Here is an 18,016-nt window from a genome sequence, read left to right as displayed (position 1 = left end):
ATCCGAACCCCGCAGCCGTGGAGGCGGCTGCCTATTCCGGAGGAAACCCATGAAGACTTTCCTGCTTGCAAGCATCGGCCTGCTGGCCGCGACATCCCTTGCCGCCGCGCAGGCGCCGGTGCCGGACAACCTCGAAAAACTGTCGAACTTCCAGAGCACCGGCACCACGGAATTCACCTTCGTGGAGCAGAGCGGCGCCTATGCCGACGGCATTCGCGAAACCTTGAAGCGCATCAAGCTTCCGGCCGGGTTCAAGATCGATCTCTACGCCGTGGTGCCCGATGCGCGCCACATGGCAGTCGGCCCGCAGGGCATCGTCACCTTCGTCGGCACGCGCAAGGACAAGGTCTGGGCCGTGACCGACCGCAACAAGGACCGGGTCGCCGACGAGGTGAAGAACTTCGCCCCTTCGCTGAAGTTCGCGATCCCGAACGGTCCGTGCTTCTCGAAAGACGGTTTCCTCTACATCGCCGAGCAGAACCGCGTTCTGGTCTATCCGGCCGCCGAATTCTTCTACGAGAGCCCGGACGTTGCCGCCTTCAACGTCGTCAAGCAGGGCGAGCTCGTGCCGGCGACGGAGGAGAGCTACAATCACACCGCCCGCGTCTGCAAGATCGGTCCCGACGGCAAGCTCTACATCTCCCTCGGCCAGCCGTTCAACGTGGCGCCTGCCGAAAAGCTGGACCTCTACAAGGAGCACGGCATCGGCGGCATGATCCGCATCAACACAGACGGAACCGGGCGTGAGGTCTACACCTACGGCATTCGCAACTCGGTCGGCCACGACTTCCATCCCGAAACCGGCGAGCTGTGGTTCACCGACAACCAGGTGGACGGCATGGGTGATGACATCCCGCCGGGCGAGATCAACCGTCAGACGGCAGCCGGGCAGCATTTCGGACATCCCTGGTATGGCGGCGGCAGCGTGCGCACGACCGAGTATGCCGGACAGGAAGTACCGGTCGAGGTGGTGATGCCGGCAGTCGAGACCGTGGCCCATGCGGCCGATCTCGGCATGACCTTCTACACGGGTCGTCAGTTCCCGGAGAAGTACAAGAACGCGATCTTCTCCGCCCAGCACGGGTCGTGGAACCGCACGGAGCCGGTAGGCGCCCGCGTGATGGTGACCTTCGTCGACAGCGAGGGCAAGGCCACCACCGAACCCTTTGCCGAAGGCTGGATCGACGAGAACGGCGAATATCTCGGCCGGCCGGTCGACGTCGCGCAACTGCGGGACGGCTCTATCCTGGTCTCCGACGACCTTGCCGGGGCCCTCTATCGCATCTCCTACGAAGGGAACTGAGTATGAGACGATCGGCGATGGCGCTGGCCTGTGCAGCGCTTCTCGCAGGTCCGGGCCTGGGCGGGATGCTTCCCGCCCGGGTGCTCGGCTCCTCCCCCGCCCTTGCCGAGACCGTCAAGGGCGATCCGGCCGCAGGGCGCAAGCGTGCCGGCATGTGCCGGACCTGCCACGGACTGGACGGGATGGCACGCATTCCGATCGCCCCGCATATCGGCGGCGAACCACCGGCCTACCTTCGGGCCCAGCTGAAAGCCTTCCGCGACGGGCGGCGCGTGCATGAGATGATGAGTGTGGTGGCGAAGTCGCTGGACGATACAGCCATTGCCGATCTCGCCGCATGGTACGGATCGCATCAGGCCAGCGCCACGCTGCCCCCTGGCGTCTCCACGGAGGCCGCGCCGACCGAATGCAGCGCCTGTCATGGTGAAACCGGCATCGGCCAGATGGAGGACGTGCCGAACCTTGCGGGGGAAAGCGCCATCTACATCGATACGCAGTTGAAAGCATTCCGGCTAGGCAAGCGCAAGCACGAGGTCATGTCGTCAGTGGCTGCAGAGCTGACGGACGACGAGATACGCGCTTTCGCCGACTGGTATGCAGCGGTGAAACTGGAGATCGCGCCGCCGTGATTCTCGACCTTCTAAAATTTCACAACAAAGCTAGCCGGATCCTTGATGATCTCACGCAATCGAATGCTAACTCCCACCTTGGAGGCCTCAGGTGATAGAGTCTTGTTTCGACCAACTTCTTTCTGCATGAGGGTAACAAAATTACTTGCGCACATCCTAGCCAACGTCTCAAAATTCGCCTCATCTTCTGGCCATTCAGAAGCTAACTGATGCGCAAGAACAAGCTGATCGAGTATTATCGGTCGATAACCACGATACGATGCACTCTCTCTAGAGTGATCGCCCACCGACTGATCGTTTAAAAAAACAAGCGACCGCGCTCAATTAACACACTAGTGCGAAGCATTAAATCGCGACGCTGCGCAAATATAACACCTTCAAAAAGCGGGGAATTTCTTTTCTCCACCAACACAGATAGCGTCTGAAGACAATCTATGCATTCGTTTGCCCAAGAAAAAACATCCTCACGCAGCAATTCAGCGGACTGACGATCCTCCCGATCACTCTGCCATTTTACAAAGGCAAGATAAAGCCCGCCAACGCCGACAAGAACTGTAACAATGGAAGTAAAAAATTGAATAGAAATCATCTTAACGCCTCAACCTAACGTGCCTGGTCAAGTATCCGCTTGCACTCCAGCAGCTCGAACAGCGTTGCCTGCAACCGGCGGATATCGTCCTTGGAGAGGTTTCCGGAAGGCCCGTCGGCGCGGTCGCCGAGCAGCCTTTCCATCAAGCGGAAGCCTGCGCGCGCCTGCGGCAGGTCCGCGTGACCCGCGTCATCGGCGATGATGCCTCGCGGCAAGGGTTCGCCGTCCTCTTCCGCATCGGAGAACTGCGGCTCGGCCTTCGCCCGGGCGCGCGGATCTTCCTGGCGAGAAACGGTGTCGGCGGTCCGTGCCTGCGGCCGCGCCGGAGAGGCTTTCGGCGCTTCGACTTCCGCGTCATCATCCGCCGCAGCGGTTTGCTGTGCGGCGAGCGCGGCAAGGGCGATCCCGTCCTCTCGCCAGACCTGCATGACGAACCGAGGCCCCTGCTCCTTCAGGATCCGCTGCACGCCCTTGATCGTGTAGCCCTCGCCGTAGAGGAGATGGCGAATGCCGCGCAGAAGGTCGATATCGTCCGGACGATAATAGCGCCGGCCGCCGCCGCGCTTCAGCGGGCGGATTTGAGCAAATCGGGTTTCCCAGAAACGCAGGACGTGCTGCGGCAGATCGAGGTCGTCGGCGACCTCGCTGATCGTGCGGAAGGCGTCAGGGCTTTTTTCGACCGTCGCTGAAATGGCGCTTCATCATCCGCCGGCGCTGTCTCAGTCGCCGCTTTCGGACGCTCCCATCATGGTCTCGTTGATACGCTTCTTGAGCACGTTCGATGGCTTGAACACCATGACCCGGCGCGGGAGGATCGGAACCTCCTCGCCGGTCTTCGGATTCCGGCCGATACGCTCCCCCTTGGAACGCACCACAAAGGACCCGAAGGAGGACAGTTTCACCGATTCCCCGGCAACGAGGCAATCCGCGATCTCCGACAGGACCTTTTCGACGAGCTCCGAGGATTCCGATCTGGAAAGGCCGACTTTCTGGTAAACCGCCTCACAAAGATCGGCGCGTGTTACTGTCCTGCCGCTCATAGTCCCTCCTTGGCCGAACCTCGTGGCTCGACGGTGTCAGGGATTGTTTTCTTTGACCCTTCAGGGCCCACCGAACCCGGAAAGCAGCCTATTGGCTCGCGCGCAGGCGGTCAACAGTCTGACAGGGCTGCGGTTCGCAAAAAGTTCACAGGGCTCAAGCCCTTGCATGTGCTACCAGCGCACCAGCGAGGCACCCCAGGTGAAGCCGCCGCCCATTGCCTCGAGCATGATCAGGTCGCCGCGCTTGACGCGCCCGTCGCGCACCGCCTGATCGAGCGCCAGCGGGATCGACGCTGCCGACGTGTTGCCGTGATCCTCGAGGGTCACGACGATCTTGTCCGGGTCGATACCAAGTTTCTTGGCGCTGGCATCGATGATGCGGCGGTTGGCCTGATGAGGAATGAACCAGTCGAGCGCCTCGGCATCCGTGCCGGTCGCCTCGAAGGCTGCCTCGACCACGTCGGTGATCATGGAGACCGCATGACGGAAGACTTCCTTGCCCTGCATGCGCAGGTGACCGACGGTCTGGGTCGTCGACGGCCCGCCATCGACGTAAAGCTTGTCGCGATGGGCACCGTCGGAACGCAGATGCGAGGTCAGCACGCCGCGATCCGTCGTCGTCCCCTCGCCTTCGGCAGCCTCCAGAACGATGGCGCCGGCGCCGTCGCCGAACAGCACGCAGGTCGTGCGGTCTTCCCAATCGAGGATGCGGGAGAAGGTCTCCGCGCCGATCACCAGCGCGCGCTTGGCCATGCCACCGCGCAGATAGGCATCGGCCGTCGCGAGCGCGTAGACGAAGCCCGAGCATACGGCATGCACATCAAAGGCGAAGCCGCTGGAAATACCCAGCTTGTGCTGCACGGTAACGGCAGTGGCCGGGAATGTGTTGTCCGGTGTCGCGGTGGCCAGGATGATCAGGTCGATGTCGGTCGGCTGGCACCCGGCAGCGTCAAGCGCCTTGCGCGCGGCGGCAACCGCCAGATCGGAGGTGAACTCACCGTCAGCGGCGATATGGCGTGCATGAATGCCCGTACGCTGGACAATCCACTCGTCCGAAGTATCCACCATCTTGGCAAGATCGTTGTTGGTGAGCCTGCGTGCAGGAAGATAGCTGCCGGTTCCCAGAACGATGGATCGCTTCACTGTCACTTATCACCTTCCGATCCGTCTCGCGGCTCGAACCGGCCGCGATGGTAGCTCTTCAAATCCTGAGAAATCTTGTTCATCAGGTCGTTGCGCGCCATGTCGTAAGCCAGTTCGACAGCGGCTGCAAAGCCTTCCGCGTCGGTCCCGCCGTGGCTCTTGATGACGATCCCGTTCAGCCCGAGGAAGACACCGCCGTTCACCTTGCGCGGATCCATCTTCTCGCGAAGCCGGTCGAAGGCGTCCTTGGCCAGCAGGTAGCCGAGCTTCGCGCGCCAGGTCCGGTTCATGGCGGAGCGCAGGTAGCTGCCGATCTGGCGGGCTGTTCCCTCGGCCGTCTTGAGCGCGATATTGCCGGCGAAACCCTCGGTCACCACCACGTCGACGACGCCCTTGCCGAGGTCGTCGCCCTCGACGAAACCGGCATAGGTGAGAGACCGCAGATTGGCCTCGCGCAACAGCCGGCCGGCGGTGCGCACCTCTTCCAGGCCCTTCACTTCCTCGACGCCGATATTCAGCAGGCCGACGGTCGGGCGCTCGATGGAGAACAGAATACGAGCCATGGCGCCGCCGAGCAGCGCGAAATCGATCAGCTGCTGCGCATCGGCGCCGATGGTGGCCCCCACGTCGAGGACGATGGACTCACCACGCATGGTCGGCCAGATCGCCGCAATCGCCGGCCTTTCGATATTGGCCATGGTGCGCAGGCAGAATTTCGACATGGCCATCAGCGCGCCGGTGTTGCCGGCGGAGACGGCGACATCGGCATGGCCGGTCTTCACCGCCTCGATGGAGCGCCACATGCTCGACTTCCAGCGCCCCTGACGCAGGGCCTGGCTGGGCTTGGCATCCATCGCGACAGAGACCTCGCAATGATGCAGGGTCGACGCCTCGCGCAGGCGCGGATGCGCCTGCAGCAGGGGCGCCACGATGTCGGAGTTGCCATAAATGGAGAAGCTGATGTCGGGGCGCCGCTCAAGCGCCAGGGCCGCGCCGGGTACGACGACTTCCGCCCCCCTGTCGCCGCCCATTGCATCCAGCGAGATTCGAACCGTTTGAGCCATTGTCCGTGTCTTCTGGATCGGCGCCCGCATCTCGTTCATCCGAGCGCGGGACGCTGCCGATCGGCACTTCTGTCCCGAATTATCCACTCCTCCACCAGGAGCGGGGCGACGCTCTGCCGCCATATTCTTTTGTCGCCTGTGCCGCCCGACGGGTGGTCTCACAAGGTCCCGCACCTCGTCGATGACAGTGCGGCCGCTCCCCTCGACGGAAACATGCCAGCATGCTCCCATCATACTGAAGCGTTGGGAACATACCCGTTTACAACGGCGAGACAACAGCTTTCTGGCGAACTGTCCCAGCGGCAGGACCGCCCAGCCTACTCGTCGCGCTTGCGAAACCGCTCCAGGACAGCGAACGGCGATGGCGGCTTGTCGTCCGCATCCTCACCATGCTCCTCCCCATAGCCTTCCGGCAGTTCCGCTCCCGGTGCACGCGGAAACGGATCGAGCGCCAGCGCGAGCTGCTCGCAAAGGATCGCTCCCAGATCGATCCTGCTGCTCTCCAGCAGGTCAGGCGGATCCTCGGCAAATGCATCCACGTCGATCTCGCCATCCTCGGCAACACCGGCCAGTGCGTCCGCATCCGGATCGAAACGCATCGAGAAGGTCTCGTCGAGAGCCTGCTCCACCGGCGCCAGCGTCACAACGCAGGTCTGCGTGGCGCGCGCCTTGAGGGTTCCCTCCACCGCGACGCCCTCGCGTCGCCACCTGCGGAGCTCGAAACGAGCCAGGACATCGGTTAGCGCGACCAGCGAGTAGGCCTTGGCAATGCGCTTCAGGTCGGCCTCGTCCGGGCACACCTCCACGACCAGCGGCTTTGTCGTCAGATGCTGCACGTCCTGGGGACGCGAGAATGGAAAGTTTGCAAGGGTCATGTCCGTCCCTGTCTGCTCCGGCTTTCAGCCGATATCCGTCGGCTCTTCAGGCCAGACCGGTCCGCCGCCGATGATAGACGAGGCATCCTGACGCGCCAGCCCGTCGGCCGCACTTCTCAGATATCGAGCGATGGCATGCGAAGCCACGGCATCGGGCGCGTCGGCGAACAGGTTGCGATCGACGACGTTCTCGAGCTCCTGCAGGCCATCGGCAGCCAGCGCTTCAGCAATGGCGCCTGCGCGACCGTAGAAGGCTTCGGCCATCTTCTTCACCTTTTTCGGCACGCCCAGATCGCCAACGCCCATTTCGCGAAGCGACCCATCCATGTCGGCGAAAAACGTGTCGAAAAGCTGCTGGGAGAAGTCGGCAGCGACATCCCCCTCGCCGCGTAGGCGATTGAGAACCAGAATCATGTGCAGCATGATCATCTCGAAACGGCCATCGACCGTGTCCGGCACATTGTAGCGTACATAGAGCCAGGGCTGCCGCGCCTGTGCCACGATCGCCGTGTAAGCGGCGATCACTTCCGGACGCTGACGCCGGCGAAAGAGACCGAAGACCATGTGTTGCCTCGCTTGGACGAAGGTTGCCAAGTGGCCTAACGCAGGTTAGGGACTTTGCCAAGGATGCGCGGAGCGACAAATACGGCACGCGGCCGCCTTCCGGCCGTGACAGCCGCCAGAAAGCAACAGGATACGCTTCACATGAAGACATGGATTCGCGGAGCATTGCTGGTGAGCGTTCTGGCGCTGCCTCTGGCCGGTTGCTTCACCACCACCATCAATCACGGCCATGTCATCCGGCCCGAGCGGGTGCGCGACATCCAGGTGGGATCGAGTCGCGAGCAGGTCGAGCTGCTGCTCGGCTCTCCGTCGACCTCCTCCCGGCTCGATGGCGAGGCCTATTACTACATTTCCCAGGTCAAGCAGACGACCGCGTTCCTGACGCCGGAGACGGTCGAGCAGCGGGTCGTCGCCATCTACTTCGATGAGGAAGGCTTCGTCCGCGACACGGCCTATTACAGCCTGGAGGACGGCAAGGTCGTCGACATTCTCAGCCGCAAGACCCGCACCGGCGGCGCCGATTACGGCTTCCTGTCGCAGATCCTGCGCGGCGCGCAGAACCCGAGCCTCAATCTCTAGCAAGACGCGAGGGGCTGCCCCCTCGCCTTGCCGGACGGACAAACAAAACGCCCGCAGCACATGCTGCGGGCGTTTTGCGTTCCAAAGGCCTCTGCGGGTCGTGAAGGCGGGGCCCCGCCGTGAAAGCGAAGCCCCCTTCCCTCAATCCCGGTCAGCCGTGTGCCAGGACCGCCAACAGCAACAGTGCGATGATGTTGGTGATCTTGATCATCGGGTTGACGGCCGGGCCGGCAGTGTCTTTGTAGGGATCGCCGACGGTGTCGCCGGTGACCGAGGCCTTGTGTGCCTCGGAGCCCTTCAGGTGCTTGACGCCGTCCTTGTCGACGAAGCCGTCCTCGAACGACTTCTTCGCATTGTCCCAGGCGCCGCCGCCGGCCGTCATCGAGATGGCGACGAACAGGCCGGTGACGATGACACCGAGCAGCATCGCACCCACAGCGGCAAAGCCCTGCGACTTGCCGGCAATGGCGGTGACCACGAAGAAGACCACGATCGGCGACAACACCGGCATCATCGAGGGGATGATCATTTCGCGGATCGCAGCCCGCGTCAGCATGTCCACGGCGCGGCCATAGTCGGGCTTTTCGGTCCCTTCCATGATGCCGGGCTTCTCGCGGAACTGCCGGCGCACTTCCTCCACCACCGAGCCGGCGGCGCGGCCGACGGCGGTCATCGAAATGCCGCCGAAGAGATAGGGAAGCAGGCCGCCGAACAGCAGGCCGACCACCACGTAGGGGTTCGACAGCGAGAAGTCGACCGAGACCCCGTCGAAATAGGAGCCCGGCGCGGCATTCGCGGCGAAGTACTTCAGATCCTCGGTGTATGCGGCGAAGAGCACCAGCGCGCCGAGACCGGCGGAGCCGATCGCGTAGCCCTTGGTGACGGCCTTCGTCGTGTTGCCGACGGCGTCGAGCGCGTCGGTGGTCACGCGGACTTCACTCGGCAGGCCGGCCATTTCGGCGATGCCGCCGGCATTGTCGGTCACCGGCCCGAAGGCATCGAGCGCAACCACCATGCCGGCCAGCGCCAGCATCGTCGTCACCGCGATGGCGATACCGAAGAGGCCCGCAAGGTTGAAGGCACCGAGAATGCCCGCAATGATCACGATGGCGGGAAGCGCCGTCGCCTCGAGCGAGATGGCCAGGCCCTGGATGACGTTGGTACCGTGCCCGGTGACCGAAGCCTGGGCGATGGACTTGACCGGCCGGTAATCCGTGCCGGTGTAGTATTCCGTCACCCAGATGATCAGGCCGGTGACGACCAGGCCGAGAACGCCGCAATAGAACAGGTGCCGTCCAGTGAAGGTCAGGCCGCCCGACGTTGTATACTCGCTGGAAAAGCCCAGCCAGAAGAACACGATACCGAACAGCGCCACCGCGGACAGGACCGCTGTCGCGACGAAGCCCTTGTACAGGGCACCCATGATCGAGTTGTTGCTGCCGAGCTTGACGAAGAACGTACCGATGATGGACGTCACGACGCAGGCACCGCCGATCACCAGCGGCAGCAGCATCAGCTCCAGCGCCGCAGCACCGGTGAAGAAGATCGAGGCAAGAACCATCGTGGCGACGACCGTCACCGCGTAGGTCTCGAACAGGTCGGCCGCCATGCCGGCGCAATCGCCGACATTGTCGCCGACATTGTCGGCAATGGTCGCCGGGTTGCGCGGATCGTCCTCCGGGATACCGGCCTCGACCTTGCCGACCAGATCACCGCCGACATCAGCGCCCTTGGTGAAAATGCCGCCGCCGAGACGGGCGAAGATCGAAATCAGCGAGGCGCCGAAGCCGAGAGCCACAAGCGCGTCGATGACCACCCGGCTCTGAGCGTCGTAGTTGAGCACGCCGGTGAGAATGGCGAAGTAGACGGCAACACCGAGCAGCGCGAGGCCAGCGACCAGCATGCCGGTAACCGCGCCCGCCTTGAAGGCGATCTCGAGACCCGCGGCCAGCGAGGTGCTGGCGGCCTGGGCGGTGCGGACATTGGCGCGCACCGAGACGTGCATGCCGATATAGCCCGCCGCCGCCGACAGGATCGCCCCGATGGCGAAGCCGATGGCGACGAGGATGCCGAGCAGCCAGAAAACCAGAGCGAAGATGACCACGCCGGCGATGGCGATGGTCGTGTACTGACGGTTGAGATAGGCCTGCGCGCCTTCCTGGATCGCGCCGGCGATTTCCTGCATGCGGGCGTTGCCGGCATCGGCTGCCATCACGGACTGGATGGCCCATACGCCGTAGGCAACGGACAGCAGACCACACAAAATTACTATTACGAGCTCGAGCATTCTTCCCCCCAATGAAGGACGCGGAAGGACCTTTCCTTGGATTGTTATGCGGTCCTGCGGGAAGAACGGTATCTGTCCTGTGCGTCCCGTCAAGGACGAGTTTCCAACGTGCCGGGACGCGGCACCCTGCTTGCAGCAACAGGCAATGGCCATTTTGTCAGGCCATATCGACATCTCTTACGCTGCGGAAACAACGCCGAACGCGCGCCTCGGCAACATCTCTGCCGCAGGGGAAGATTTGCTCGCAATATCAAAGAAAAAGCCACGGCAGATCGCCGTGGCTCCATAAATGCACTGAGAGGACGGAAAGGAGGGGTTTCAGGCGCCCTCTTCCGGCTTTTCCGGCTTGGCCGGGCCGTCGAACTCGCTGCTGCGGAATTCGCGCGCCAGCTTGTCGAGCACGCCGTTCACCATGCGCGGCTCTTCCGCCTCGTAGAAGGCACGGGCGACGTCGATATACTCGCTGATCACCACGCGCGCCGGAACGTCCTTGCGCCGCATCAGCTCGAATGCGCCGGCGCGCAGAATCGCACGCAGCGTCGTATCGATGCGCCGAAGCGGCCAACCGGCCACCAGCGAGCGATGAATCACCGGATCCAGATAGCGCTGCTCGGCGACGACGCCCTTGACGAGATCGCGGAACCAGGACGCATCCGCCTCGCGGTACTGCTCTCCGTCGAGCTCCGCGCCCAGGCGAAACGCTTCGAACTCGGCCAGCACATCGGCAAGGCTGGAGCCGCCGACATCCATCTGATACAGCGCCTGGACGGCGGATAGGCGCGCCGCGCCGCGCTTGTTGGCGGGGCGGACGGCAGGCTCCGTCCGGGCTTCGTTGTCTTCAGTCATCGTCAGATTCCGAAACGGTCCCTGATCGCGATCATGTCGAGGGCAGCCTGCGCCGCGGCGCCGCCCTTGTTCTTCTTCGCCGGATCTGCGCGGACCCAGGCCTGCTCGCCGTTTTCGACCGTCAGGATGCCGTTGCCGAGCGGGAGCGCGGCGTCGATGGTGAGCTCCATCACTGCACGGGCCGACTCATTGGCGACGATGTCGTAGTGCGAGGTCTCGCCGCGGATGACGCAGCCGAGCAGAACGAAACCGTCATAGTCTGCGGTGCCTGCCTCCATGGTGGCGAGGGCCATGGCGAGAGCGGCCGGGATCTCCAGCACGCCCGGCACGGAGACGCGGGTGACGTCCGCGCCCTGCCCTTCGAGAACGTCCATGGCGCCGGCGACCAGGGCGTCGGCGATGTCGTCATAGAAGCGGGCGTCAATGATCAGGATGCGAGGGGTCGTCATGTCGCTCTCTTCGCTTTCATGTCGTGGCAAGCCGGGAGCCGGACGCGCAAACAGCAGCGAAGCAGGCCGGCTGAACAGCCGGTCGAGCCGGCATCAAGGTGCCGGTAGGAACCATGCCGGGCCGGTTTTGTCCAGAGCGGATTGTCAAACCCGCCATGCCGCCAGCGGGCATCTGAGGCAACGCCCCCGCTACGAGCGGAGCATCACCGATATTCCGCAAGCCGCGCTGCGTAACGCGCCATCATGTCGACTTCGAGATTGATGCTGTCGCCGGCCTTGCGATCGCCCCAGGTCGTCACCGCCAGGGTGTGCGGAATGAGGAACACCGTGAACGTATCGCGGTCCACTTCATTCACCGTCAGCGACGTGCCATGCAGGGCGACGCCGCCCTTCTTAGCGATGAAAGGCGCGCAATCCGCCGGGGCACGAAAGCGGAAGAACACCGAATCCGGATGATCGACCCGCTCCAGGATTTCAGCTGTTCCGTCGACATGCCCCTGAACGATATGACCGCCGAGCTCGTCGCCGATCTTCAGCGAGCGTTCCAGATTGACTCGGTCTCCAGCCTTCCAGGTTCCGACGGTGGTCAGGCGCAGGGTTTCTGCCGCCGACTCGATCTCGAACCAGTTGCCACCGTCCTCTCGGCCCTTGGCAGTGACCGTGTGGCACACACCGTCGCAGGCGATGGAGGCGCCGATATCGATGCCGTCCGGATCATAGGCGGTGACAATACGCGTGCGCAGGCCGGCCGGAATCGACTCGACCGAGGCAATGCGTCCCATGTCCGTGACGATACCGGTGAACATGTCAGCTCCTTTCGCGGACAAAATGCGTCATCGTGTCGGCGCCGATCCTGCGGGCTCCGACATTGCGGAAACGGACACTGGCGGTGACCATGTCGGCACCGCGCGAGCCGAACGGCAGGATGCCCCCTTCCCCGATCACCAAGTCGCTTTGCGAGATGATGACCTCGTCGGCAAGATCTGTATCGAGGAAGGCGCGCGCAACTGTCGAGCCGCCCTCCACCATCAGCTTGGTGATGCCGCGCTGTCCCAGAGCCCGAACGGCCGTGCGCGGGTCGATCGGCTCTCCCTTGGCTCTGGCCAGCCGGATCACGGTGCACCCGGCGACCGTCAGCGCCTCCACCTTTTCAGGATCGGCATCGGCGGCGACAAGCAGCCAGAGCGGGATTTCGCCCGCGGTCTGAACCAGCTTGCTGTCGAGCGGGAGCCGTGCATTCGTATCGAGAATGATGCGCACGGGAGACCGGTGCGACAGCCCGGGCAAGCGACAGTTGAGCGAGGGGTCGTCGGCGAGTGCCGTGCCGATGCCGACGAGGATGCCGTCGCATTCGGCCCGCAGGATATGCACCCGCCGAAACACATCCTCGCCGGTGATGGCAACCTGTCCGGCGCCACGGCGGCCGATGAAGCCGTCGCGCGACACAGCGAGCTTCAGAACGACCAGCGGGCGGCCACGCGTCAGCCGGCTTACATGGCCGGCATGCAGGGCGCTGCAGAGCTCTTCGCGCACGCCGGAACGGACCTCGACACCGGCGGCCTCCAGCATCGCGACGCCGCGGCCGGCAACGCGCGGATTGGGGTCGAGCAGGCCGATCACGACACGGCGAATGCCGGCTTCGGCAAGTGCCACGCAGCATGGACCGGTGCGCCCCTGGTGAGAGCATGGTTCGAGCGTGACATAGCATGTGGCTCCGCGCGCAGCCTCGCCCGCCTGCGCAAGCGCGACGACTTCCGCATGCGGACCGCCCGGAGGACGGGTGTAGCCGCGGCCGACGATGACGGGGCCGTCACCATCGTCGCGCACGATCAGTGCGCCGACTGCCGGGTTGGGCCACACGCGGCCGAGCGCACGCCGCGCATAGGATGCGGCGGCTGCCATGAATCGTTCGTCGTGCCAGCTGTCCGGCATGGTCAGGTATGTCCGAGGGTCAGGTCTCGTCGAAGGCCGCAGCGTCCGGCCCGCTCATTTCGTCGAGAAGGGCCTCGAAGTCCTTGGCTTCCCGGAAATTCTTGTAGACGGAGGCAAAGCGCACATAGGCGACGTCGTCGATCACCTTCAACCCTTCCATCACCAGGTTGCCGATGTCGCTCGCCTTGATGTCGCTTTCGCCCGAGCTTTCGAGCTGGCGAACGATACCGCTCACCATCCGTTCCAAGCGCTCCGGTTCGACGGGACGCTTGCGGGTGGCGATGCGAACCGACTGCATCAGCTTGTCGCGGTCGAAGGGTACGCGACGACCGCTGCGCTTGATCACGGTCAGCTCGCGCAACTGGACGCGCTCGAAGGTGGTGAAGCGACCGCCACAGGCGGTGCAGATCCGGCGACGACGGATTGCGGTGTTGTCTTCCGTGGGACGCGAGTCCTTCACCTGGGTATCGTCACAACCGCAATAAGGGCACTTCATGCGCTATGGGCTCCGGACCAGTGAGCCGCCTTCGCGGCGGCCCACAAGACTGGGTGCCGGCGCGCCTTTGGCGCACCGGCTGTCAATCAAAGGTTCGGGTAGATCGGGAAGCGATCGGTCAGAGCGATCACCTTTTCCTTCACCCGGGCTTCGACCTCGGCATTGCCGTCGTCGCTGTTGCTGCTGCGCAGGCCGTCCAGCACCTCGACGATCAGCCGGCCGATCTCGCGGAACTCGCCCTGGCCGAAACCGCGGGTAGTACCGGCCGGCGTCCCGAGACGGATGCCCGAGGTGACAAACGGCTTTTCGGGATCGAACGGAATGCCGTTCTTGTTGCAGGTGATGTTGGCCCGGCCGAGAGCCGCCTCGGCGCGCTTGCCGGTGGCGTTCTTCGGGCGCAGGTCGACCAGCATCAGATGGTTGTCGGTACCGCCGGAGACGATATCGAGCCCCTGCTCCTGCAGGCTAGCGGCAAGCGCCTTGGCGTTGGCGACGACAGCGTGGGCGTAGGTCTTGAACTCAGGCTGCAGCGCCTCGCCGAGGGCAACGGCCTTCGCGGCGATGACATGCATCAGCGGACCACCCTGCAGACCCGGGAACACCGCCGAGTTGATCTTCTTGGCGATGGCCTCGTCATTGGTGAGGATCAGACCGCCGCGCGGACCGCGCAGAGACTTGTGCGTGGTGGTGGTGACGACATGCGCATGCGGCAGCGGCGAAGGATGCGCGCCGCCGGCGACGAGGCCGGCGATGTGCGCCATGTCGACCATGAAATACGCGCCGACCGAGTCGGCGATCTCGCGCAGTCGCTTCCAGTCCCAGGTGCGGGAATACGCCGTGCCGCCACCGATGATCAGTTTGGGCTTGTGCTGCTCGGCGAGGCGCGCGATCTCGTCCATGTCCAGCATGTGGTCGTCCTGGCGCACGCCGTAGGACACGACGTTGAACCACTTGCCGGACATGTTGACCGGCGAGCCGTGGGTCAGGTGACCGCCCGAGTTCAGATCGAGACCCATGAACGTGTCGCCCGGCTGCAGCAGCGCCAGAAACACGGCCTGGTTCATCTGGCTGCCGGAGTTCGGCTGCACGTTGGCGAACTGGGCGCCGAACAGCGCCTTTGCGCGATCGATGGCAAGCTGCTCGACCACGTCGACATACTCGCAGCCGCCGTAATAGCGCTTGCCCGGATAGCCTTCGGCATACTTGTTGGTGAGGATCGTGCCCTGCGCCTCGAGGACGGCCAGAGACACGATGTTCTCCGACGCGATCAGCTCGATCTCGTGGCGCTGGCGACCCAGTTCGCTGGTGATCGCAGCGTTGATCTCGGGATCCGCATCGGCAAGCGAGCGCGTGAAGAAATTCGGATAAATCGCCGTGTCGAGCGAGGTGTCAGTCATCGACATCGTCGGTCCCCTCTAGCAGTCCTGAAGTGAGATCAATCGCGCATGGCGACCATTGGCGCCGTCGGAACAATGCCGAACCGGCCAGACCAAAAGGTCACGCCAGATAGCACAGCCACTCGCGGGAACCAAGGGCCATTGCCCCGGCCGCGACATCTCGCCGGCTCAGCTCCACGCAGCAGGATCAGCGTGCCGGCGCCTCTTCCGCAAGACGCCTCATCAGCTTCCGCAGCGCGAGTTGCTGCAGGTCGGACTGCGTCGCCTGAACAGGACCGAGCACGACGACCTCGATACCGGTCGTGGCGTCGATCGCCGTTACCTTGACCTGCCGGCCGACGGGGTAGAACTCGAAATAGACATCGCCTTTCGGCTGCCTTCCAACGGTCACGACATCATCCGTCCGACACGAGCAAGACTGCCGCGCTCCGACCGGACGAGACCGCCCCAAGGCGACCCGTCCTTGTCCGGATGCGACAGCCTGCCGATCACTGCAGGGAAGCGCTTCCGACAGCGGCCTCGCTCATGAGAACGCCGTCGCGATTGTAGATGTCCTCACGGAAATGGATCACGCCTTCGGCGGTCGCCCAGGCGGTGACGTAGGACATGTAGATCGGGATCTTGGTGCCGAGCTTCACATCTTCACGCGCGCCGGAGCGGATCGTCTCGTCGACCCGTGCGCGGCTCCAGTCGGATGTCGTGCTTTCCAGCAGCCAGGTGATCAGCTCGCGGACGTTCTGCACGCGCACGCAACCGGACGAGTGGAAGCGGTAGTCGGAGCCGAACAGCGACTTGGACGGCGTGTCGTGCAGGTAGACCTGGTGCGTGTTGTGGAAGTTGATACGCACCGACCCCAGCGAATTGATCTCGCCCGGCTCCTGGCGGAACTGGTACTGAGTCGCCTCGTCGGTGTTCCAGTTGATCTGCTGCCAGGCGAGCTCGTTGCCCTTCCAGTCGAAGATCCGGATGCGATTCTTCTCCAGGTATGCCGGATCCTGGTTCATCTTGGGGATCAGGTCCTTGCGGATGATCGAAACCGGCACGGTCCAGTACGGATTGAAGTTGAGTTCGTAGATCGACGAGTTGAGAATCGGCGTCTGACGATCGATCTTGCCGACGACCGCCGTATGGCGCGAGCGCACCCGGCCGTTCTCGACCGCCTCGATCTCAGCCGCCGGGATGTTGACCATCACGTAACGGTCACCGAGGAAGCCGGACATGGAGCGCAGGCGCACCAGGTTGGTTTCGAGCTGCCCCAGACGCACATCGGCCGGAACATTCATGGCAACGAGCGTGGTCTGCCCCACCACGCCGTCCGGCGTAAGGCCGTGGCGCAGCTGGAAACGACGCACGGCAGCGTCGACATAAGAATCGAAGGTATCGGACAGGCCGGCGGTCTGCTCGAGGTCGCCCGACACCATCAGTCGGCGGCGCAGCGAGAGCACATGCTCATCGCGCATACCCAGGCGCATTGCCTTCTTGCCGCTGGTGACCGGCTGCCAGCCACCCTGCTGCACGATCATCGAGTAGCGCTGTATCGCGGTCTCGACATAGGTCGCGGTATCGGGAGACAGGGTGGGAAACGAGGATTCGACGGCCTGCAGGCTGCGCATGGTCGTATCGAACTGATCGTTCCATTCGACGCGCTGCTGCTCGAGCCTCATCTGCACGGGCGCAGGCTGCGCAAGCGCATCGCCCCCGATTGCGACGGACGCGAAAAGCCCCGTCAGTGCCAGTGCGGCGCCACGCGCTCCTGCCCGAAGGCCGAGAAGGCGCCCATCGAAGAGGTCGGTTGCTGCAAATCCCACCGTATCGACTCCAGTCCCAGGTCAAGCTCAGAAAGGTCTCGTTAGGGATACGCCGACGGCATTAACAAATGCTCACAGCCGTCGACAAAGGAGACCCGCCCCGGCCCGACGCGGCAAGAACTCTGCCCGGACCACGCTTCATCGCTAACGGATGACGCAACGGTTCCTAAGCCATCCTATTATGGCGCATTCATGTCGCGGCGCAAAAAAGCGCGAGACGACAGCCGGACACAGCGAAGCCGCCTCGCGCGTTCTGCACGAGGCGGCTTCGATGAGGACGAACCGGGCAATCCCCCGATGGTCAGAGACGGTAGAGGATCTGATCGGTCCAGAAGCGCTCCAGGCGACGCAGCGAACGGTTCAGAACCTTGAAGTCGTCGGGGCCGATCTCGCCAACCTGCTCAACCGACAGCATGTGCCGCTCGTACAGGGCATTCACCTTCTCCGCCACGTCCTTGCCCTTCGCCGTCAGGCTGACACGAACCGAACGGCGGTCGGTCCGCGACCGCTGGTGATGGATGAAGCCCATGTCGACAAGCTTCTTCAGGTTATAGGACACGTTCGAGCCGAGATAGTAGCCGCGGGTCCGCAGTTCGCCGGCGGTCAGCTCGGCATCGCCGATGTTGAACAGCAGCAGAGCCTGCACGCTGTTCACGTCTGCACGTCCCTCGCGGTCGAACTCATCCTTGATCACGTCGAGCAGTCGCCGATGCAGACGCTCGACCAGCGTCAAAGCTTCCAGGTAGAGCGGCTTGATGTCATCGCCCTCTTCAGCCTGCAACGCGACGTCGACTGCCTTCTTTGCGGTCATCATTTGTTTGCGCCTCATGTATTGTTAGCGGTGCGTTTTTTGTCACCTTGAGACTGACAATACGGGACGGTCTCTAAAATCCGCTTAAAAAGGAGACTAAATCTCCGGTTAACGCGCAAATGCGATGCAGGACGCGACGAAATACAGTCTGTTAACGATATTTTCTCGCGAAGTTCACGGTTTTCAGCGACCGCTCAAACAAGT

20 protein-coding genes are annotated in these 18,016 nt (G+C 63.4%); 3 read left to right on the top strand and 17 right to left on the bottom strand.

The features are described 5' to 3' along the window. Positions 1–49 precede the first annotated feature (49 nt). Both BBX35_RS00545 and BBX35_RS00540 read left to right on the top strand, forming a co-directional pair. Positions 50–1,303: a PQQ-dependent sugar dehydrogenase gene (locus tag BBX35_RS00545; protein ID WP_067214823.1), complete on the top strand. Its 1,254-nt coding sequence runs from the start codon at positions 50–52 to the stop codon at positions 1,301–1,303. A 2-nt stretch (positions 1,304–1,305) separates the two neighbouring features. Next, complete coding sequence (locus BBX35_RS00540) at positions 1,306–1,932, top strand: c-type cytochrome (protein ID WP_088946029.1); 627 nt, start codon at positions 1,306–1,308, stop codon at positions 1,930–1,932. A gap of 298 nt (positions 1,933–2,230) precedes the next feature. Here BBX35_RS00540 and BBX35_RS23275 read toward each other — a convergent pair whose 3' ends face one another. The 7 genes from BBX35_RS23275 to BBX35_RS00510 all read right to left on the bottom strand — a co-directional run bounded on the left by BBX35_RS23275 (position 2,231) and on the right by BBX35_RS00510 (position 7,207). After that, the gene (locus tag BBX35_RS23275) at positions 2,231–2,521 is read right to left on the bottom strand and encodes a hypothetical protein (RefSeq protein WP_141687790.1); all 291 of its coding nucleotides are present in this window, start codon (positions 2,519–2,521) and stop codon (positions 2,231–2,233) included. Between the two features lie 14 nt (positions 2,522–2,535). Further along, a complete protein-coding gene (locus tag BBX35_RS24050) occupies positions 2,536–3,213 on the bottom strand; it encodes a MerR family transcriptional regulator (RefSeq protein ID WP_067214818.1) in 678 nt (225 codons plus the stop codon). A gap of 27 nt (positions 3,214–3,240) precedes the next feature. Continuing rightward, entirely contained in the window at positions 3,241–3,561 is a 321-nt protein-coding gene (locus tag BBX35_RS00530) for an integration host factor subunit alpha (protein ID WP_067214816.1), read from the bottom strand. Between the two features lie 171 nt (positions 3,562–3,732). Then, entirely contained in the window at positions 3,733–4,704 is a 972-nt protein-coding gene (locus BBX35_RS00525; RefSeq protein ID WP_067214813.1) for a beta-ketoacyl-ACP synthase III, read from the bottom strand. Positions 4,705–4,706: 2 nt separating this feature from the next. Next, positions 4,707–5,768, bottom strand: coding sequence for a phosphate acyltransferase PlsX (gene plsX / locus BBX35_RS00520; RefSeq protein ID WP_067217977.1), 1,062 nt, complete (start codon positions 5,766–5,768; stop codon positions 4,707–4,709). 317 nt (positions 5,769–6,085) lie between these two features. After that, entirely contained in the window at positions 6,086–6,643 is a 558-nt protein-coding gene (locus BBX35_RS00515; protein ID WP_067214810.1) for a YceD family protein, read from the bottom strand. Positions 6,644–6,667: 24 nt separating this feature from the next. Next, a complete protein-coding gene (locus BBX35_RS00510; protein WP_067214808.1) occupies positions 6,668–7,207 on the bottom strand; it encodes a ubiquinol-cytochrome C chaperone family protein in 540 nt (179 codons plus the stop codon). A gap of 141 nt (positions 7,208–7,348) precedes the next feature. On the opposite strand from BBX35_RS00510, the gene BBX35_RS00505 reads away from it, so the two are divergent. Then, on the top strand, positions 7,349–7,786 hold the full coding sequence (locus tag BBX35_RS00505) for an outer membrane protein assembly factor BamE (protein ID WP_067214805.1): 438 nt from the start codon (positions 7,349–7,351) through the stop codon (positions 7,784–7,786). A 151-nt stretch (positions 7,787–7,937) separates the two neighbouring features. Here BBX35_RS00505 and BBX35_RS00500 read toward each other — a convergent pair whose 3' ends face one another. The 10 genes from BBX35_RS00500 to ldtR form a co-directional block, all read right to left on the bottom strand. Continuing rightward, positions 7,938–10,073 (bottom strand): sodium-translocating pyrophosphatase, encoded by a 2,136-nt coding sequence (locus BBX35_RS00500; RefSeq protein WP_067214804.1) that lies wholly within the window; start codon positions 10,071–10,073, stop codon positions 7,938–7,940. Positions 10,074–10,391: 318 nt separating this feature from the next. Beyond that, on the bottom strand, positions 10,392–10,919 hold the full coding sequence (nusB, locus tag BBX35_RS00495; protein ID WP_067214802.1) for a transcription antitermination factor NusB: 528 nt from the start codon (positions 10,917–10,919) through the stop codon (positions 10,392–10,394). Positions 10,920–10,921: 2 nt separating this feature from the next. Then, complete coding sequence (ribH, locus tag BBX35_RS00490; RefSeq protein WP_067214800.1) at positions 10,922–11,368, bottom strand: 6,7-dimethyl-8-ribityllumazine synthase; 447 nt, start codon at positions 11,366–11,368, stop codon at positions 10,922–10,924. Positions 11,369–11,571: 203 nt separating this feature from the next. Then, the gene (locus tag BBX35_RS00485; protein ID WP_067214797.1) at positions 11,572–12,174 is read right to left on the bottom strand and encodes a riboflavin synthase; all 603 of its coding nucleotides are present in this window, start codon (positions 12,172–12,174) and stop codon (positions 11,572–11,574) included. Position 12,175: 1 nt separating this feature from the next. Continuing rightward, positions 12,176–13,270 carry a bifunctional diaminohydroxyphosphoribosylaminopyrimidine deaminase/5-amino-6-(5-phosphoribosylamino)uracil reductase RibD gene (gene ribD, locus BBX35_RS00480; protein WP_244271544.1) on the bottom strand — a complete coding sequence of 365 codons (1,095 nt, stop codon included), beginning with the start codon at positions 13,268–13,270 and terminating at the stop codon, positions 12,176–12,178. 49 nt (positions 13,271–13,319) lie between these two features. Then, on the bottom strand, positions 13,320–13,796 hold the full coding sequence (gene nrdR, locus BBX35_RS00475) for a transcriptional regulator NrdR (protein WP_067214791.1): 477 nt from the start codon (positions 13,794–13,796) through the stop codon (positions 13,320–13,322). Positions 13,797–13,882: 86 nt separating this feature from the next. Then, entirely contained in the window at positions 13,883–15,193 is a 1,311-nt protein-coding gene (glyA, locus tag BBX35_RS00470; RefSeq protein WP_067217975.1) for a serine hydroxymethyltransferase, read from the bottom strand. Between the two features lie 187 nt (positions 15,194–15,380). Beyond that, positions 15,381–15,584, bottom strand: a complete 204-nt coding sequence (locus BBX35_RS00465; protein WP_067214790.1) for a DUF6898 family protein — start codon at positions 15,582–15,584, stop codon at positions 15,381–15,383. A gap of 97 nt (positions 15,585–15,681) precedes the next feature. Further along, positions 15,682–16,857: a L,D-transpeptidase family protein gene (locus BBX35_RS00460; RefSeq protein WP_088941616.1), complete on the bottom strand. Its 1,176-nt coding sequence runs from the start codon at positions 16,855–16,857 to the stop codon at positions 15,682–15,684. A gap of 445 nt (positions 16,858–17,302) precedes the next feature. After that, positions 17,303–17,815, bottom strand: coding sequence for a transcriptional regulator LdtR (gene ldtR, locus BBX35_RS00455; protein WP_067214786.1), 513 nt, complete (start codon positions 17,813–17,815; stop codon positions 17,303–17,305). Between the last annotated feature and the right edge of the window lie 201 nt (positions 17,816–18,016).

The organism is Stappia indica, assembly GCF_001696535.1.
Classification (GTDB): domain Bacteria; phylum Pseudomonadota; class Alphaproteobacteria; order Rhizobiales; family Stappiaceae; genus Stappia; species Stappia indica.
This window is presented reverse-complemented; position numbering and strand designations above follow the sequence as displayed.

Bases quoted from the DNA above. Each gene is read 5' to 3' on its own strand.
- BBX35_RS00545 (WP_067214823.1), top strand. From the start codon at position 50: ATGAAGACTTTCCTGCTTGCAAGCATCGGCCTGCTGGCCGCGACATCC.
- BBX35_RS00540 (WP_088946029.1), top strand. From the start codon at position 1,306: ATGAGACGATCGGCGATGGCGCTGGCCTGTGCAGCGCTTCTCGCAGGT.
- BBX35_RS23275 (WP_141687790.1), bottom strand. From the start codon at position 2,521: ATGATTTCTATTCAATTTTTTACTTCCATTGTTACAGTTCTTGTCGGC.
- BBX35_RS00530 (WP_067214816.1), bottom strand. From the start codon at position 3,561: ATGAGCGGCAGGACAGTAACACGCGCCGATCTTTGTGAGGCGGTTTAC.
- plsX (WP_067217977.1), bottom strand. From the start codon at position 5,768: ATGGCTCAAACGGTTCGAATCTCGCTGGATGCAATGGGCGGCGACAGG.
- BBX35_RS00515 (WP_067214810.1), bottom strand. From the start codon at position 6,643: ATGACCCTTGCAAACTTTCCATTCTCGCGTCCCCAGGACGTGCAGCAT.
- BBX35_RS00510 (WP_067214808.1), bottom strand. From the start codon at position 7,207: ATGGTCTTCGGTCTCTTTCGCCGGCGTCAGCGTCCGGAAGTGATCGCC.
- BBX35_RS00505 (WP_067214805.1), top strand. From the start codon at position 7,349: ATGAAGACATGGATTCGCGGAGCATTGCTGGTGAGCGTTCTGGCGCTG.
- BBX35_RS00500 (WP_067214804.1), bottom strand. From the start codon at position 10,073: ATGCTCGAGCTCGTAATAGTAATTTTGTGTGGTCTGCTGTCCGTTGCC.
- nusB (WP_067214802.1), bottom strand. From the start codon at position 10,919: ATGACTGAAGACAACGAAGCCCGGACGGAGCCTGCCGTCCGCCCCGCC.
- ribH (WP_067214800.1), bottom strand. From the start codon at position 11,368: ATGACGACCCCTCGCATCCTGATCATTGACGCCCGCTTCTATGACGAC.
- BBX35_RS00485 (WP_067214797.1), bottom strand. From the start codon at position 12,174: ATGTTCACCGGTATCGTCACGGACATGGGACGCATTGCCTCGGTCGAG.
- ribD (WP_244271544.1), bottom strand. From the start codon at position 13,270: ATGGCAGCCGCCGCATCCTATGCGCGGCGTGCGCTCGGCCGCGTGTGG.
- nrdR (WP_067214791.1), bottom strand. From the start codon at position 13,796: ATGAAGTGCCCTTATTGCGGTTGTGACGATACCCAGGTGAAGGACTCG.
- glyA (WP_067217975.1), bottom strand. From the start codon at position 15,193: ATGACTGACACCTCGCTCGACACGGCGATTTATCCGAATTTCTTCACG.
- BBX35_RS00460 (WP_088941616.1), bottom strand. From the start codon at position 16,857: ATGAGGCTCGAGCAGCAGCGCGTCGAATGGAACGATCAGTTCGATACG.
- ldtR (WP_067214786.1), bottom strand. From the start codon at position 17,815: ATGATGACCGCAAAGAAGGCAGTCGACGTCGCGTTGCAGGCTGAAGAG.